This is a genomic window from Salmonella sp. 741265116_PST, from assembly GCF_046567715.1.
Taxonomy (GTDB): domain Bacteria; phylum Pseudomonadota; class Gammaproteobacteria; order Enterobacterales; family Enterobacteriaceae; genus Salmonella; species Salmonella enterica.
This window is the reverse complement of record NZ_JBKFPH010000018.1, coordinates 41,375-56,620: the sequence shown is the minus strand read 5'-3', so window position 1 is coordinate 56,620 and position 15,246 is coordinate 41,375. Positions and strand designations below refer to the sequence as shown.

General features: G+C 55.0%; 12 protein-coding genes. 11 read left to right on the top strand and 1 reads right to left on the bottom strand.

What is annotated here, in order from left to right; genetic code table 11:
• Window positions 1-29: 29 nt before the first annotated feature.
• The 4 genes from ACLD11_RS14085 to ACLD11_RS14070 all read left to right on the top strand — a co-directional run bounded on the left by ACLD11_RS14085 (window position 30) and on the right by ACLD11_RS14070 (window position 3,343).
• The gene (locus ACLD11_RS14085; RefSeq protein ID WP_411011860.1) at window positions 30-1,262 is read left to right on the top strand and encodes a winged helix-turn-helix domain-containing protein; all 1,233 of its coding nucleotides are present in this window, start codon (window positions 30-32) and stop codon (window positions 1,260-1,262) included.
• A gap of 51 nt (window positions 1,263-1,313) precedes the next feature.
• A complete protein-coding gene (ycaR, locus tag ACLD11_RS14080) occupies window positions 1,314-1,496 on the top strand; it encodes a protein YcaR (protein ID WP_000350061.1) in 183 nt (60 codons plus the stop codon).
• A complete protein-coding gene (gene kdsB, locus ACLD11_RS14075; protein ID WP_000011576.1) occupies window positions 1,493-2,239 on the top strand; it encodes a 3-deoxy-manno-octulosonate cytidylyltransferase in 747 nt (248 codons plus the stop codon). Before ycaR ends, kdsB begins: the two co-directional genes overlap by 4 nt.
• 210 nt (window positions 2,240-2,449) lie before the next feature.
• On the top strand, window positions 2,450-3,343 hold the full coding sequence (locus ACLD11_RS14070; RefSeq protein WP_000436893.1) for a YcbJ family phosphotransferase: 894 nt from the start codon (window positions 2,450-2,452) through the stop codon (window positions 3,341-3,343).
• On the opposite strand, the gene elyC is transcribed toward ACLD11_RS14070, so the two are convergent.
• Complete coding sequence (gene elyC / locus ACLD11_RS14065; RefSeq protein ID WP_000899568.1) at window positions 3,323-4,099, bottom strand: envelope biogenesis factor ElyC; 777 nt, start codon at window positions 4,097-4,099, stop codon at window positions 3,323-3,325. The genes ACLD11_RS14070 and elyC overlap by 21 nt on opposite strands.
• A gap of 140 nt (window positions 4,100-4,239) precedes the next feature.
• Between elyC and cmoM the strand changes: the two genes are divergently transcribed.
• The 7 genes from cmoM (at window position 4,240) to ACLD11_RS14030 (ending at window position 15,187) form a co-directional block, all read left to right on the top strand.
• The gene (gene cmoM / locus ACLD11_RS14060) at window positions 4,240-5,043 is read left to right on the top strand and encodes a tRNA uridine 5-oxyacetic acid(34) methyltransferase CmoM (RefSeq protein WP_001154025.1); all 804 of its coding nucleotides are present in this window, start codon (window positions 4,240-4,242) and stop codon (window positions 5,041-5,043) included.
• A complete protein-coding gene (gene mukF, locus ACLD11_RS14055; RefSeq protein ID WP_001288828.1) occupies window positions 5,036-6,358 on the top strand; it encodes a chromosome partition protein MukF in 1,323 nt (440 codons plus the stop codon). The genes cmoM and mukF overlap by 8 nt, the downstream gene beginning before the upstream one ends.
• Window positions 6,339-7,043: a chromosome partition protein MukE gene (mukE, locus tag ACLD11_RS14050; protein WP_000060025.1), complete on the top strand. Its 705-nt coding sequence runs from the start codon at window positions 6,339-6,341 to the stop codon at window positions 7,041-7,043. Before mukF ends, mukE begins: the two co-directional genes overlap by 20 nt.
• On the top strand, window positions 7,043-11,509 hold the full coding sequence (mukB, locus tag ACLD11_RS14045) for a chromosome partition protein MukB (protein ID WP_079962729.1): 4,467 nt from the start codon (window positions 7,043-7,045) through the stop codon (window positions 11,507-11,509). The genes mukE and mukB overlap by 1 nt, the downstream gene beginning before the upstream one ends.
• Window positions 11,510-11,853: 344 nt before the next feature.
• Complete coding sequence (gene ldtD, locus ACLD11_RS14040) at window positions 11,854-13,704, top strand: L,D-transpeptidase (protein ID WP_411015027.1); 1,851 nt, start codon at window positions 11,854-11,856, stop codon at window positions 13,702-13,704.
• Between the two features lie 259 nt (window positions 13,705-13,963).
• Window positions 13,964-14,512 carry a DUF882 domain-containing protein gene (locus ACLD11_RS14035; RefSeq protein ID WP_411011858.1) on the top strand — a complete coding sequence of 183 codons (549 nt, stop codon included), beginning with the start codon at window positions 13,964-13,966 and terminating at the stop codon, window positions 14,510-14,512.
• 27 nt (window positions 14,513-14,539) lie between these two features.
• Window positions 14,540-15,187, top strand: coding sequence for an MBL fold metallo-hydrolase (locus tag ACLD11_RS14030; RefSeq protein WP_001109471.1), 648 nt, complete (start codon window positions 14,540-14,542; stop codon window positions 15,185-15,187).
• Window positions 15,188-15,246: the final 59 nt, after the last annotated feature.

Here is a 15,246-nt window from a genome sequence, read left to right as displayed (position 1 = left end):
GCGGCAGTGATGAATTTATGGAGTCATGAATGTCATTGCCGTACCTTTCTCTTTCCCAGGCCCGTTGTCTTCACCTTGCTGCGCAGGGGCTATTGAAAAAGCCGCGCCGTAACGCGATGCCTGGCGATGTTCTTGCCGCCATCTCACGCATGGCGTTGTTGCAAATTGATACCATCAATGTTGTCGCACGTAGCCCCTATCTGGTGCTGTTTAGCCGTCTCGGCTCGTACCCGCAGGCCTGGCTGGATGAGGCGCTGCGACGCGGCGAGTTAATGGAATACTGGGCGCATGAGGCCTGTTTCTTACCACGCGACGACTTTAAACTTATCCGCCATCGTATGCTGTCGCCGGAAAAGATGGGCTGGAAATATCGCGCGGCATGGATGCATGAGCACGCGGAAGAAATAGAACAGCTGGTTCGGCATATTCAGGAGCACGGTCCGGTGCGTTCTGCCGATTTTGAACATGCGCAGAAAGGCGTCAGCGGCTGGTGGGAATGGAAACCACATAAACGCCACCTTGAGGGTTTATTTACCGCCGGAAAAGTCATGGTTGTTGAGCGGCGTAATTTTCAACGTGTATATGATTTAACGCCCCGTGTGATGCCGCACTGGGATGATGGACGCGATGGACTGTCACAGTCGCAGGCGGAAAACCTGATGCTGGATAATAGCGCGCGCAGTCTGGGGATTTTCCGTGAACAGTGGCTGGCGGATTACTACCGCCTGAAACGTCCTGACCTGAAGGGATGGCGGGAGAGCCGGGCGGAACAGCAGCAGATTATTCCGGTCGAGGTGGAAACGTTGGGGCGGATGTGGCTTCATGCCGATCTTCTTTCGCAGCTTGAACCGGCGCTGAATAACGCCTTAAAGGCGACCCATAGCGCAGTACTGTCGCCTTTCGATCCTGTGGTATGGGATCGCAAGCGGGCAGCGCAGCTTTTCGGATTTAACTATCGGCTGGAATGTTATACGCCCGCGGCGAAGCGCCAGTACGGTTATTTTGTGCTGCCGCTATTATACCAGGGCCGTTTAGTCGGGCGAATGGATGCCAAAATGCACCGTAAAACGGGGGTACTTGAGGTTATCTCGCTGTATCTGGAGGACGATATTCGTCCTGGCGTTAATCTGCAAAAAGGAATCTGGCAGGCGATTAGCGCGTTTGCTGCCTGGCAACGGGCATCGCGCGTGACGCTGGGACAATGTCCGCCAGGCCTGTTTAGCGCCATGCGTCATGGCTGGGAAATAGACCCTGCACCATAACCGATTATGTTAATATTGAAGGATTCACAATCCGGTCCATCTGGAGGAACTATGGATCATCGTCTGCTTGAAATCATCGCCTGCCCGGTATGTAACGGCAAACTCTGGTATAACCAGGAACAGCAAGAATTAATTTGCAAACTGGATAATCTCGCTTTCCCGTTACGCGACGGCATTCCTGTATTGCTGGAAAATGAAGCTCGCGCCCTGACATCTGATGAGAGTAAATCATGAGTTTCGTCGTCATCATTCCGGCCCGTTTTTCATCTACCCGACTGCCAGGCAAACCATTAGTGGATATTAATGGTAAACCCATGATTGTTCATGTCCTGGAGCGGGCGCGCGAATCTGGCGCGGAACGCATTATTGTCGCGACCGATCATGAAGACGTGGCTCGTGCGGTAGAAGCGGCTGGCGGCGAAGTGTGCATGACGCGCGCCGATCACCAGTCCGGCACCGAACGGTTGGCGGAAGTGGTAGAGAAGTGCGGATTCAGCGACGATACCGTTATTGTGAACGTTCAGGGCGATGAGCCGATGATCCCGGCGGTTATTATTCGCCAGGTCGCGGAAAATCTGGCGCAGCGCCAGGTTGGCATGGCGACGCTGGCGGTGCCGATTCACAGCGCCGAAGAAGCGTTTAACCCGAATGCGGTAAAAGTCGTGCTGGATGCTGAAGGCTATGCGCTTTACTTTTCCCGGGCGACGATTCCCTGGGATCGCGATCGCTTTGCAAAAAGTCTGGAAACGGTAGGGGATACTTGCCTTCGTCACCTGGGCATTTATGGCTATCGCGCGGGATTTATCCGCCGTTACGTGAGCTGGCAACCCAGCCCGCTGGAACATATTGAAATGCTGGAGCAACTCCGTGTGCTGTGGTACGGCGAAAAAATTCATGTCGCTGTCGCCAAAGCGGTGCCCGGCACGGGCGTAGACACCGCCGACGACCTGGAGCGCGTGCGCGCTGAAATGCGTTAACATGATCCTGTTCATGATCGTCTTAGACGGTCATGAACAGCGCGGTATGATAGCGCAAAGATGAATACTCACGTCTGCTCATCAGTGGCGGCTTTCTCGTACCGTTACGATTTTCCTCATTTTTCTTTTCTTCCCTTGATCTGATACGGGTGACATCTGTCCATACGACGCTCATTATTAAAGCAGTAGCACTAATGGGGGTAATCTGGAATGGAACAGTTGCGGGCCGAACTCAGTCATTTGTTGGGTGAAAAACTTAGCCGTATAGAGTGCGTGAATGAGAAAGCGGATTCCGCATTGTGGTCATTATATGACAGCCAGGGAAATCCGATGCCGCTGATGGCGCGAAGTTTTACCACTCCCGGCGTTGCGCAGCAACTGGCATGGAAAACCTCAATGCTGGCGCGTAGCGGTACGGTGAGGATGCCGGTAATCTATGGCGTATTGACGCATGAAGAGCATCCTGGTCCGGATGTGCTGCTACTGGAACGACTGCGCGGTGTGCCGGTCGAGGCGCCGGCGCGCACTCCGGAACGCTGGGAACAGCTAAAAGATCAGATTGTCGAAGGGCTGTTAGCCTGGCATCGGCAGGATAGCCGCGGTTGCGTTGGCGCCGTGGACCATACTCAGGAGAATATCTGGCCTTCCTGGTATCGTCAGCGGGTGGAGGTGCTGTGGACGACGCTAAATCAGTTCAGCAATACCGGCCTGACGATGCAGGACAAACGCATTCTGTTTCGTACCAGAGAATGTCTTCCTTCGTTATTTGAAGGGTTTAACGACAACTGCGTACTGGTGCATGGCAACTTCTGCCTGCGCAGTATGCTTAAAGACGCCCGTAGCGATCAGCTTCTGGCGATGGTCGGCCCCGGGCTGATGCTGTGGGCGCCGAGAGAGTTCGAACTGTTTCGCCTGATGGATAATCCATTGGCGGAGGGATTGCTTTGGCATTATCTGCAACGCGCGCCAGTGGCGGAGTCCTTCATCTGGCGGCGTTGGCTCTATGTGCTGTGGGACGAGGTTGCGCAATTGGTCAATACCGGACGTTTTAACCGTACCAATTTTGATCTGGCGGCGAAATCATTACTCCCCTGGCTTGCCTGATATGCCTTTCAGCCATTGCCAAAGTCGCCCTAATGTTTCATACCCAGCGCGATCGCTGTGCATCAGCCAGACCGGGGACGGAATTGCCCGCTCCCAGGGATTGAGCGGCGAATCGATTGCCAACTGATTCGCCGGCGCGGGAAGCGGATTCAGCCCGGCATGCTGAAAGAAAATCATCGCTCGCGGCAAATGCGAGGCGGAGGTTACCAGCAGGAAAGGCGCGTCGCCGATGGCTTGCTTAACGGCGGCGGCTTCTTCTTCCGTATCTTTTGGCTTATCCAGCGTAATAATATCGCTACGCGGTACGCCCAGCGACTGCGCCACCCGCGCACCGACTTCCGCCGTGCTTACCGTATTGGTTTTTGCTACGCCGCCGGTAAAAATCAGCTTGGCTCCCGGATTCGCGCGCCACAGCCGAATGCCTTCCGCCAGCCGCGGTAAACTGTTGTTAATTAAATTAGAGCTCGGCGCCCACTGCGGGTTCCAGGTATAACCGCCGCCGAGAACCACAATATATTCCACCTTTTGCGGACCCTGCCAGGTAGGGTAGCGGTTTTCTATCGGACGCAGCAGATGGTCAGAGACGGGTTGCAGGCTTAATAGCAATAGCGCCAGCCAACCTACGCTGATAAATACTTTTCCGGTCTTCTGAAAGCGGCTAAACCAGACCAGCGCCAGGCCGACGCCAATCATCAGCAACATCAGCGGAAGCGGCAATAACATACCGCCAATCACTTTCTTTAGCGTAAAAAGCATCCTTTTTGGTTCCTTTTTTAACCATATAGCGGCGGATTAACGATGATATTACACCAGACAGGTTCATTCTCGCCGTGGCTGTGACAAAATAGCGGTTTTATCATATCAGATAACGCCTGAGCCAGCCTGTGGAGAGTCCGATGCAGGATCGCAATTTTGATGACATTGCTGAAAAGTTTTCCCGTAACATTTACGGCACGACCAAAGGGCAACTGCGGCAAGCCATTCTGTGGCAAGACCTGGATCGCGTGCTGGAGGAGATTGGCGGGCGAAAACTGCGGGTACTGGATGCCGGCGGCGGCGAAGGGCAAACGGCGATTAAGATGGCGGAACGCGGCCATCAGGTGACGTTATGCGATCTGTCTGGCGAAATGATCGCCCGCGCGCGGCAGGCGGCCGAGGCAAAAGGTGTGAGCAAAGACATGCATTTTATACAATGCCCGGCTCAGGACGTCGCTTCGCATTTGGAAAGCCCGGTTGATCTGATATTGTTTCATGCTGTGCTGGAGTGGGTAGCCGATCCTGTCGGCGTATTAGAAACGCTCTGGTCAGTATTGCGCCCTGGCGGCGCGCTGTCGTTGATGTTCTATAACGCTAACGGTTTACTGATGCACAATATGGTGGCGGGTAATTTTGACTACGTGCAGGCGGGGATGCCTAAACGCAAGAAGCGCACGCTGTCGCCTGACTACCCGCGCGACCCCGCGCAGGTGTACCAGTGGCTGGAGGCGATTGGCTGGCAGATTACCGGTAAAACCGGCGTGCGTGTGTTTCATGATTATCTGCGTGAAAAACACCAGCAGCGTGACTGTTATGAGACCCTGGTCGAACTGGAAACGCGTTATTGCCGCCAGGAGCCGTATATTAGCCTTGGGCGCTACATTCATGTCACCGCGATTAAAAGCCCGGCGCTAGCCGCAGATGCAAGGATAACCTATGAGTGAATTTTCCCAGACAGTCCCCGAACTGGTTGCCTGGGCCAGAAAAAACGACTTTTCCATCTCGCTGCCGGTAGACAGACTTTCCTTTCTGCTGGCGGTCGCCACGTTGAACGGCGAACGCCTTGACGGCGAGATGAGTGAAGGCGAGCTGGTGGATGCATTCCGCCATGTGAGTGATGCGTTTGAGCAAACCAGCGAAACCATCGGCGTGCGCGCTAATAACGCGATTAACGATATGGTGCGTCAACGTCTGCTGAACCGCTTTACCAGCGAGCAGGCGGAAGGCAATGCGATTTACCGATTAACCCCGCTCGGGATTGGCATCACCGATTACTACATTCGTCAACGCGAATTCTCTACGCTGCGTCTTTCTATGCAGTTGTCGATTGTGGCCGGCGAATTGAAGCGCGCGGCGGATGCGGCAGCGGAGGGTGGCGATGAGTTCCACTGGCATCGCAACGTTTACGCGCCATTGAAATATTCGGTGGCGGAGATTTTCGACAGTATCGATCTGACCCAGCGCATCATGGATGAACAGCAGCAGCAGGTGAAAGACGATATCGCACAACTGCTGAATAAAGACTGGCGGGCGGCGATTTCCAGCTGTGAGCTGCTGCTTTCCGAAACGTCCGGTACGCTGCGCGAGTTGCAGGATACGCTGGAGGCGGCGGGCGATAAGCTGCAGGCTAACCTGCTGCGCATTCAGGATGCCACGATGACGCACGACGATCTGCATTTTGTCGACAGGCTGGTGTTTGACTTACAAAGTAAACTCGACCGCATTATCAGTTGGGGTCAGCAGTCTATTGATTTATGGATCGGCTACGATCGTCACGTGCATAAATTTATCCGTACCGCGATCGATATGGATAAAAACCGTGTCTTCGCCCAGCGGTTGCGCCAGTCCGTGCAGACTTATTTTGACGATCCGTGGGCGCTAACCTACGCGAATGCCGATCGTCTGTTGGATATGCGCGATGAAGAGATGGCGTTGCGTGACGATGAAGTCACCGGGGAGTTGCCGCCGGATCTGGAATATGAAGAGTTTAACGAGATCCGCGAGCAGTTAGCGGCCATCATTGAAGAACAGCTGGCTATCTACAAAACCAGACAAACGCCACTGGATCTTGGGCTGGTGGTGCGCGAGTATCTGGCGCAATACCCGCGCGCGCGTCATTTCGACGTGGCGCGTATTGTTATCGATCAAGCGGTACGTCTTGGCGTAGCGCAAGCAGATTTCACCGGACTGCCAGCCAAATGGCAGCCGATTAATGATTACGGAGCCAAGGTACAGGCGCATGTCATTGACAAATATTGAACAAGTGATGCCGGTTAAGCTGGCGCAGGCGCTGGCGAATCCGTTATTTCCGGCGCTGGATAGCGCATTACGTTCGGGCCGCCACATCGGGCTGGACGAACTGGATAATCATGCCTTTCTGATGGATTTTCAGGAATACCTGGAAGAGTTTTACGCGCGTTATAACGTGGAACTGATCCGCGCGCCGGAGGGATTCTTCTACCTGCGTCCGCGTTCTACCACGCTTATCCCGCGCTCGGTGTTATCCGAACTGGATATGATGGTCGGTAAAATTCTCTGCTACCTCTATCTTAGCCCGGAGCGTCTGGCCAACGAAGGGATCTTTACTCAGCAAGAGTTGTACGACGAGCTGCTTACCCTTGCGGACGAAGCCAAACTGCTAAAGCTGGTGAATAACCGCTCGACGGGATCTGACGTTGATCGTCAGAAACTGCAGGAAAAGGTGCGTTCTTCTTTAAACCGCCTGCGTCGTTTGGGCATGGTATGGTTTATGGGCCACGACAGCAGCAAATTCCGCATTACCGAATCGGTCTTCCGCTTTGGCGCGGATGTCCGCGCCGGCGACGATCCTCGCGAGGCGCAGCGTCGTCTCATCCGCGACGGGGAAGCGATGCCCATTGAAAACCATCTGCAACTTAATGATGAGACCGAAGAGAGTCAGCCGGACAGTGGAGAGGAAGAATAATGATTGAACGCGGTAAATTTCGCTCGCTAACGCTGATTAACTGGAACGGTTTTTTTGCCCGCACTTTTGACCTGGATGAACTGGTCACGACGTTATCCGGGGGCAACGGCGCCGGGAAATCCACGACGATGGCGGCGTTCGTCACGGCGCTGATCCCGGATCTTACATTACTGCACTTTCGTAACACCACGGAAGCCGGCGCCACCAGCGGTTCGCGCGATAAAGGCCTGCACGGTAAGCTGAAGGCGGGCGTCTGTTACTCCATGCTCGACACTATTAATTCCCGCCATCAGCGGGTGGTGGTCGGCGTGCGTCTGCAGCAGGTCGCTGGGCGCGATCGCAAAGTGGACATCAAACCGTTCGCTATCCAGGGGCTGCCGATGTCGGTACAGCCGACACAACTGGTGACGGAGACATTAAACGAACGTCAGGCGCGCGTACTGTCGCTTGCTGAGTTGAAAGACAAGCTTGACGAGATGGAAGGCGTGCAGTTTAAGCAGTTTAACTCCATCACCGATTATCATTCGCTGATGTTTGACTTAGGGATTATCGCCCGTCGTCTGCGCTCCGCTTCCGATCGTAGTAAATTCTATCGTTTGATAGAGGCCTCGCTGTACGGCGGGATCTCCAGTGCCATTACCCGATCGCTACGCGATTATTTATTGCCGGAAAACAGCGGTGTGCGCAAGGCGTTCCAGGATATGGAAGCGGCGCTGCGCGAGAACCGACTCACGCTGGAAGCGATTCGTGTTACCCAATCCGATCGCGATCTGTTTAAGCATTTGATCAGCGAAGCCACCGATTATGTGGCGGCGGATTATATGCGCCACGCCAATGAGCGTCGGGTTCACCTTGATCAGGCGTTGGCGTTTCGACGCGAACTGTACACATCGCGCAAACAACTGGCGGCAGAGCAGTATAAGCACGTCGATATGGCCCGTGAGTTGGGCGAACATAACGGCGCCGAAGGTTCTCTTGAAGCGGATTACCAGGCGGCGAGCGATCACCTGAATCTGGTGCAAACCGCGCTGCGCCAGCAGGAAAAAATTGAACGCTACGAAGCGGATCTTGAAGAGCTGCAGATTCGACTCGAAGAGCAAAATGAAGTGGTGGCGGAAGCCGCCGAAATGCAGGACGAAAATGAAGCGCGTGCCGAAGCCGCCGAGCTGGAAGTCGATGAACTCAAAAGCCAGCTTGCGGATTACCAGCAGGCGCTGGATGTACAGCAAACGCGCGCGATTCAGTATAACCAGGCGATATCAGCGCTTGCCCGCGCTAAAGAACTTTGCCATCTGCCGGATCTAACGCCGGAAAGCGCCGCCGAATGGCTGGATACTTTCCAGGCGAAAGAGCAGGAAGCTACGGAAAAACTGCTGTCGTTGGAACAAAAAATGAGCGTGGCGCAAACCGCGCACAGCCAGTTTGAGCAGGCTTACCAGCTGGTGGCGGCGATCAACGGCCCGCTGGCGCGTAGCGAAGCCTGGGACGTGGCGCGCGAGCTGTTACGGGACGGCGTGAACCAGCGTCATCTGGCGGAACAGGTACAGCCGCTGCGGATGCGCCTGAGCGAACTGGAACAGCGGCTGCGCGAGCAGCAAGAGGCAGAACGTCTGCTGGCGGAGTTCTGTAAGCGACAGGGCAAAAATTTTGATATTGACGAACTGGAAGCGCTGCATCAGGAGCTGGAAGCCCGCATCGCGTCCTTGTCTGATAGCGTATCGTCAGCCAGCGAACAGCGTATGGCCTTGCGTCAGGAACAGGAACAGCTTCAGTCGCGTATTCAACATCTGATGCAACGCGCTCCTGTCTGGCTGGCGGCGCAGAATAGCCTGAACCAGCTTAGCGAACAGTGCGGCGAGGAGTTTACGTCCAGCCAGGAAGTGACCGAATACCTGCAACAGCTACTGGAGCGTGAGCGCGAAGCCATTGTCGAACGCGACGAAGTGGGCGCGCGTAAAAATGCGGTTGATGAAGAGATCGAACGTTTAAGCCAGCCGGGCGGCGCGGAAGATCAGCGTTTGAATGCGCTGGCGGAGCGTTTTGGCGGGGTACTACTGTCGGAAATCTACGACGATGTCAGTCTTGAAGATGCGCCGTACTTTTCCGCACTGTATGGCCCGTCGCGCCATGCGATCGTCGTACCGGATTTATCGCAAATAGCCGAACAGCTTGAAGGTCTGACCGACTGCCCGGAAGATCTGTACCTGATCGAAGGCGATCCGCAGTCTTTTGATGACAGCGTATTCAGCGTTGACGAGCTGGAAAAGGCGGTGGTCGTGAAAATTGCCGACCGTCAGTGGCGTTATTCGCGTTTCCCGTCGCTGCCTATTTTTGGCCGTGCGGCGCGCGAGAACCGTATTGAAAGTCTCCATGCGGAACGGGAAGTGCTTTCCGAGCGCTTTGCCACGCTCTCGTTTGACGTGCAGAAAACCCAGCGTTTGCACCAGGCGTTCAGCCGTTTTATCGGTAGCCACCTTTCCGTTGCCTTTGAGGACGATCCGGAAGCGGAAATTCGCCGACTGAACGGGCGTCGCGTCGAGCTGGAGCGCGCGTTGGCGACGCATGAAAGCGACAACCAGCAACAGCGCCTTCAGTTTGAGCAGGCGAAAGAGGGCGTTTCCGCGCTTAACCGTTTGCTGCCGCGGCTGAATTTATTGGCCGATGAAACGCTGGCCGATCGGGTCGATGAAATTCAGGAACGGTTGGATGAGGCGCAGGAAGCGGCGCGATTTGTGCAGCAATATGGCAACCAGTTAGCCAAACTGGAGCCGGTGGTTTCCGTTCTGCAAAGCGATCCGGAACAGTTTGAGCAGTTAAAAGAAGACTATGCATGGTCGCAGCAAATGCAGCGCGACGCGCGCCAGCAGGCTTTTGCGCTGGCTGAAGTCGTCGAACGTCGGGCGCATTTCAGCTATTCCGACTCGGCGGAAATGCTGAGCGGCAACAGCGATCTCAACGAAAAGCTGCGCCAGCGGCTGGAGCAGGCGGAAGCCGAGCGTACCCGCGCCCGCGAAGCGCTGCGCAGCCATGCCGCGCAGTTAAGTCAGTACAGCCAGGTCCTGGCCTCGCTAAAAAGCTCTTACGACACGAAAAAAGAGCTGCTTAACGATTTGCAGCGCGAATTACAGGATATTGGCGTTCGCGCCGACAGCGGGGCGGAAGAACGCGCCCGCCAGCGTCGCGATGAACTGCACGCCCAGTTGAGCAATAACCGTTCGCGTCGCAATCAGCTTGAGAAAGCGCTCACCTTCTGCGAAGCGGAGATGGATAACCTGACCCGTAAGCTGCGCAAGCTGGAGCGCGATTATCATGAAATGCGCGAGCAGGTTGTGACCGCGAAAGCCGGTTGGTGCGCAGTCATGCGGATGGTGAAAGACAATGGCGTGGAACGCCGTCTGCACCGTCGTGAGCTGGCTTATCTGTCGGCGGATGAACTGCGCTCCATGTCGGATAAGGCGTTGGGCGCGTTGCGCCTGGCCGTCGCGGATAACGAACATCTGCGCGACGTATTGCGTCTGTCGGAAGATCCGAAACGCCCGGAACGTAAAATCCAGTTCTTTGTGGCCGTTTACCAGCATCTGCGCGAGCGTATTCGTCAGGATATTATTCGTACCGACGATCCGGTTGAAGCCATTGAACAAATGGAGATTGAGCTGAGCCGTCTGACGGAAGAGCTGACATCGCGTGAGCAAAAGCTGGCGATCAGTTCCCGCAGCGTGGCAAACATCATCCGCAAGACTATCCAGCGTGAGCAGAACCGTATTCGTATGCTGAACCAGGGGTTGCAAAGCGTCTCGTTTGGCCAGGTGAATAGCGTGCGGTTAAACGTTAACGTGCGTGAAACACATGCCACCTTGCTGGATGTGCTTTCAGAACAGCAGGAGCAGCACCAGGATCTGTTTAACAGCAATCGTCTGACCTTCTCCGAAGCGCTGGCGAAACTGTATCAGCGTCTGAATCCGCAGATCGATATGGGGCAACGCACGCCGCAGACCATCGGCGAGGAGCTGCTGGACTACCGTAACTATCTGGAAATGGAAGTTGAAGTTAACCGTGGGTCCGACGGCTGGTTGCGTGCGGAATCCGGCGCGCTATCAACGGGTGAAGCTATCGGGACCGGGATGTCAATTCTGGTGATGGTGGTGCAAAGCTGGGAAGACGAAGCGCGCAGACTGCGCGGGAAAGATATTTCGCCATGTCGCCTGCTGTTCCTCGATGAAGCGGCGCGTCTGGATGCGCGCTCTATCGCCACGCTGTTTGAACTATGCGAACGTTTGCAGATGCAGCTCATCATCGCGGCGCCGGAAAACATCAGTCCGGAGAAGGGCACGACGTATAAACTGGTGCGTAAAGTGTTTCAGAATACTGAGCATGTTCATGTTGTCGGGCTGCGTGGCTTTGCGCCGCAGCTTCCGGAAACGCTTCCCGGTACGCAGACGGAAGATACGCCTTCAGAAGCGAGTTAAACACGGCAGAAATAATGAAGTGCCTGATGGCGCCTCGCTTATCAGGCAAGGCCGGATAAGTCGGTTACGCCGCCATCCGGCACAACAAGTTCTGTTTTATCATTAGCCTGGGGCGGCGAAAGCCGCCTTTTTCTTTATCTGAAAAATCTCTCCGGGTAGTGCATTTTCTTTAAACTTCTTTACATTAGGTTAGGCAAAAACGTAACGAACTTTATATACTGGAGTTAAGCCTGACGAGTGAGCCGGCTGACTCGTCATACTAAACAAAAGCATTGGTTGCGGTTGACCCGCTCTGCGGGCAGCACAGTCATGCGGAGTATGATAACGAAAACAGGGGGCAAGGGATGTTGCTTAATAAGATGTGTGGTCGTTGTCTGTCGGCAATCAGTTTATGCCTGGCCGTAACATTCGCTCCACTGTTCAATGCGCAGGCCGATGAGCCTGAAATGATACCTGGCGATAGCGCCGTTGCCGCAACGGATCAGGCTGGGCCGCAGAAGCAATCCGCCGCGACGGCGATTATGGCCGGGATTCAGCCGCTGCCGGAGGGCGTTTCAGCCGAGAAAGTCCGGGCTGATTTACAGTCGCAGCTTCCTTCCGGCTATACGCCGGTCTATATGAGCCAGCTAACATTGCTGTATGCCGCGCGCGACATGAAGCCCATGTGGGATAATCGCGATGCGGTGAAAGCCTTCCAGCAACAGTTGGCGGAGGTGGCGATTGCCGGATTCCAGCCGCAGTTTACCGCCTGGGTGGCATTGTTGACCGATCCCGCCGTAAACGGTATGGCGCGCGATGTTGTGTTGTCAGACGCCATGATGGGCTATCTCCATTTCATTGCGAATATCCCCGTTAAGGGCAACCGCTGGTTATATAGTAACAAACCTTACGCATTGGCGACGCCGCCAGTCTCGGTGATTAACCAGTGGCAAATCGCGCTGGAAGAGGGCCAGTTGCCGATGTTTGTCGCCAGCCTGGCGCCGCAGCATCCACAATATGCGCCCATGCATGACGCGTTGCTGAAGCTGGTGGCAGACTCTCGCCCGTGGCCGCAGTTGACCAATACCGCGACGCTGCGTCCGGGGCAATGGAGTAACGATGTGCCTGCGCTGCGCGAAATATTACAGCGTACGGGGATGCTGGATGGCGGTCCAAAGATAGCCTTACCCGGCGATAACACTGCTGAGAGCGCCGTCGTCAGCCCCTCCGCCGTGGTCGTCGAAACATCGGTGGCGCAGCCGGTCGACGAACCAACGGCCCGCCGTAGTAAGCCGGCTCCGGCGGTACGCGCCGCCTACGATAATGAACTGGTCGAGGCGGTAAAGCGTTTTCAGGCATGGCAAGGGCTGGGGGCGGATGGCGTTATTGGCCCGGCGACGCGTAACTGGCTTAATATGACCCCCGCGCAACGCGCAGGCGTACTGGCACTGAATATCCAACGTTTACGCCTGCTGCCAGCGGAACTCTCTACCGGTATTATGGTAAACATTCCCGCTTATTCGCTGGTCTACTATCAGAATGGCAACCAGGTGCTGGCTTCGAGGGTGATCGTCGGGCGTCCCGATCGTAAAACGCCGATGATGAGCAGCGCGCTGAATAATGTGGTGGTGAACCCGCCGTGGAACGTTCCACCCACGCTTGCGCGTAAAGACATTTTACCGAAGGTGTGGAATGACCCAGGCTATCTGGAGCGCCATGGCTACACCGTGATGCGCGGCTGGAACAGCAAAGAAGCGATCGATCCGTGGCAGGTTGACTGGGCCACCATTACGCCATCGAATCTTCCGTTCCGTTTCCAGCAGGCACCAGGCGCGCACAATTCTCTGGGGCGTTATAAATTTAATATGCCGAGTTCAGATGCGATCTATCTGCACGATACGCCCAACCATAATCTCTTTCAGCGTGACGCCAGGGCGTTAAGTTCCGGCTGCGTGCGGGTCAATAAGGCCTCTGAACTGGCGAATATGCTCTTGCAGGATGCGGGCTGGAACGATGCGCGGATCTCAGGCGCTCTGAAGCAAGGCGACACGCGGTATGTCAACATCCGGCAGAACATTCCAGTAAATCTTTACTATCTGACCGCGTTTGTCGGTGCAGATGGACGTATGCAATATCGTACAGATATTTACAATTACGATCTCACAGCGCGATCCAGCGCACAAATTGTGCCAAAGGTTGAACAATTAATCAGGTAAATGAAGAAGTTCTGGTAAATATGTTGTCCTAATGTTTGGCTTCAACGGGGCGTTTCGCTGTAGACCCCCGTTGTGGCTGGGGGAGGGCCATCTTGACGCGGGCTTTATCGGCAGTTAAGGTGCCTTTCGTGCGCCAGAAGTGCATATACAACAACCTTTAAGTCGACCGGGCCGTTCAGAAGTCTGTGCCAGCCGGTATCATGTCTGCTTAAAGGTAGAAGTGTATTAACGATAACATTGACCTGTAGACCTGATTATCATGGACAAATTTGACGCTAATCGCCGCAAGCTGCTGGCGCTTGGTGGTGTCGCTCTCGGCGCCGCCATCCTGCCCGTGCCAGCGTTTGCCACACTCTCGACCCCACGCCCACGCATTTTGACGTTAAACAATCTCCATACCGGAGAGTCAATCAAGGCGGAGTTTTTCGATGGAAGAGCCTACATTCAGGATGAATTAGCAAAGTTAAACCATTTTTTCCGTGACTATCGCGCGAATAAAGTCCGATCAATCGATCCCCGCCTGTTTGACCAACTTTACCGACTTCAGGGGCTGTTAGGGACGCGTAAACCTGTGCAGCTCATCTCAGGCTACCGTTCTCTTGATACCAATAATGAATTACGCGCCCGTAGCAGCGGCGTAGCGAAAAAAAGCTACCATACAAAAGGGCAGGCGATGGATTTTCATATTGAGGGCGTGGCGCTGAACAATATTCGCAAAGCGGCGTTATCTATGCGCGCAGGTGGTGTAGGATATTACCCACGTAGTAACTTTGTGCATATTGATACCGGGCCGGCGCGGCACTGGTAATCAGCGAGGCTTAATCAAAGGAGCAGTATGAACTATCGTATTATTCCGGTCACCGCGTTCTCCCAGAACTGTTCATTAATCTGGTGCGAACAAACCCGGCTGGCGGCGCTGGTCGATCCGGGCGGCGACGCGGAAAAAATTAAACAGGAAGTGGACGCCAGCGGCGTGACGTTGATGCAAATTTTACTCACGCATGGGCATCTCGATCATGTCGGCGCGGCGAGTGAACTGGCGCAGCATTACGGCGTTCCTGTTATCGGTCCGGAAAAAGAAGATGAGTTCTGGCTGCAAGGACTGCCGGCGCAAAGCCGCATGTTTGGTCTGGATGAGTGTCAGCCGCTGACGCCTGATCGCTGGCTGAACGATGGCGATCGCGTCAGCGTAGGGAATGTGACGTTACAGGTGTTACATTGTCCGGGACACACGCCGGGACACGTGGTTTTCTTTGATGAACAGTCGCAACTGCTGATCTCCGGCGATGTGATTTTCAAAGGTGGCGTTGGGCGCAGCGATTTTCCTCGCGGCGATCACACCCAGTTGATTGACGCCATTAAGCGAAAATTATTGCCGCTTGGCGATGATGTGACCTTTATTCCTGGCCACGGCCCGCTCTCTACGCTCGGGTACGAGCGTCTGCATAATCCCTTCCTGCAAGATGAGATGCCGGTCTGGTAAGCAGAATGAAAAAGCCTGCAATGTGCAGGCTTTTTTATCGGTCACGCCAGTCGGCAGCT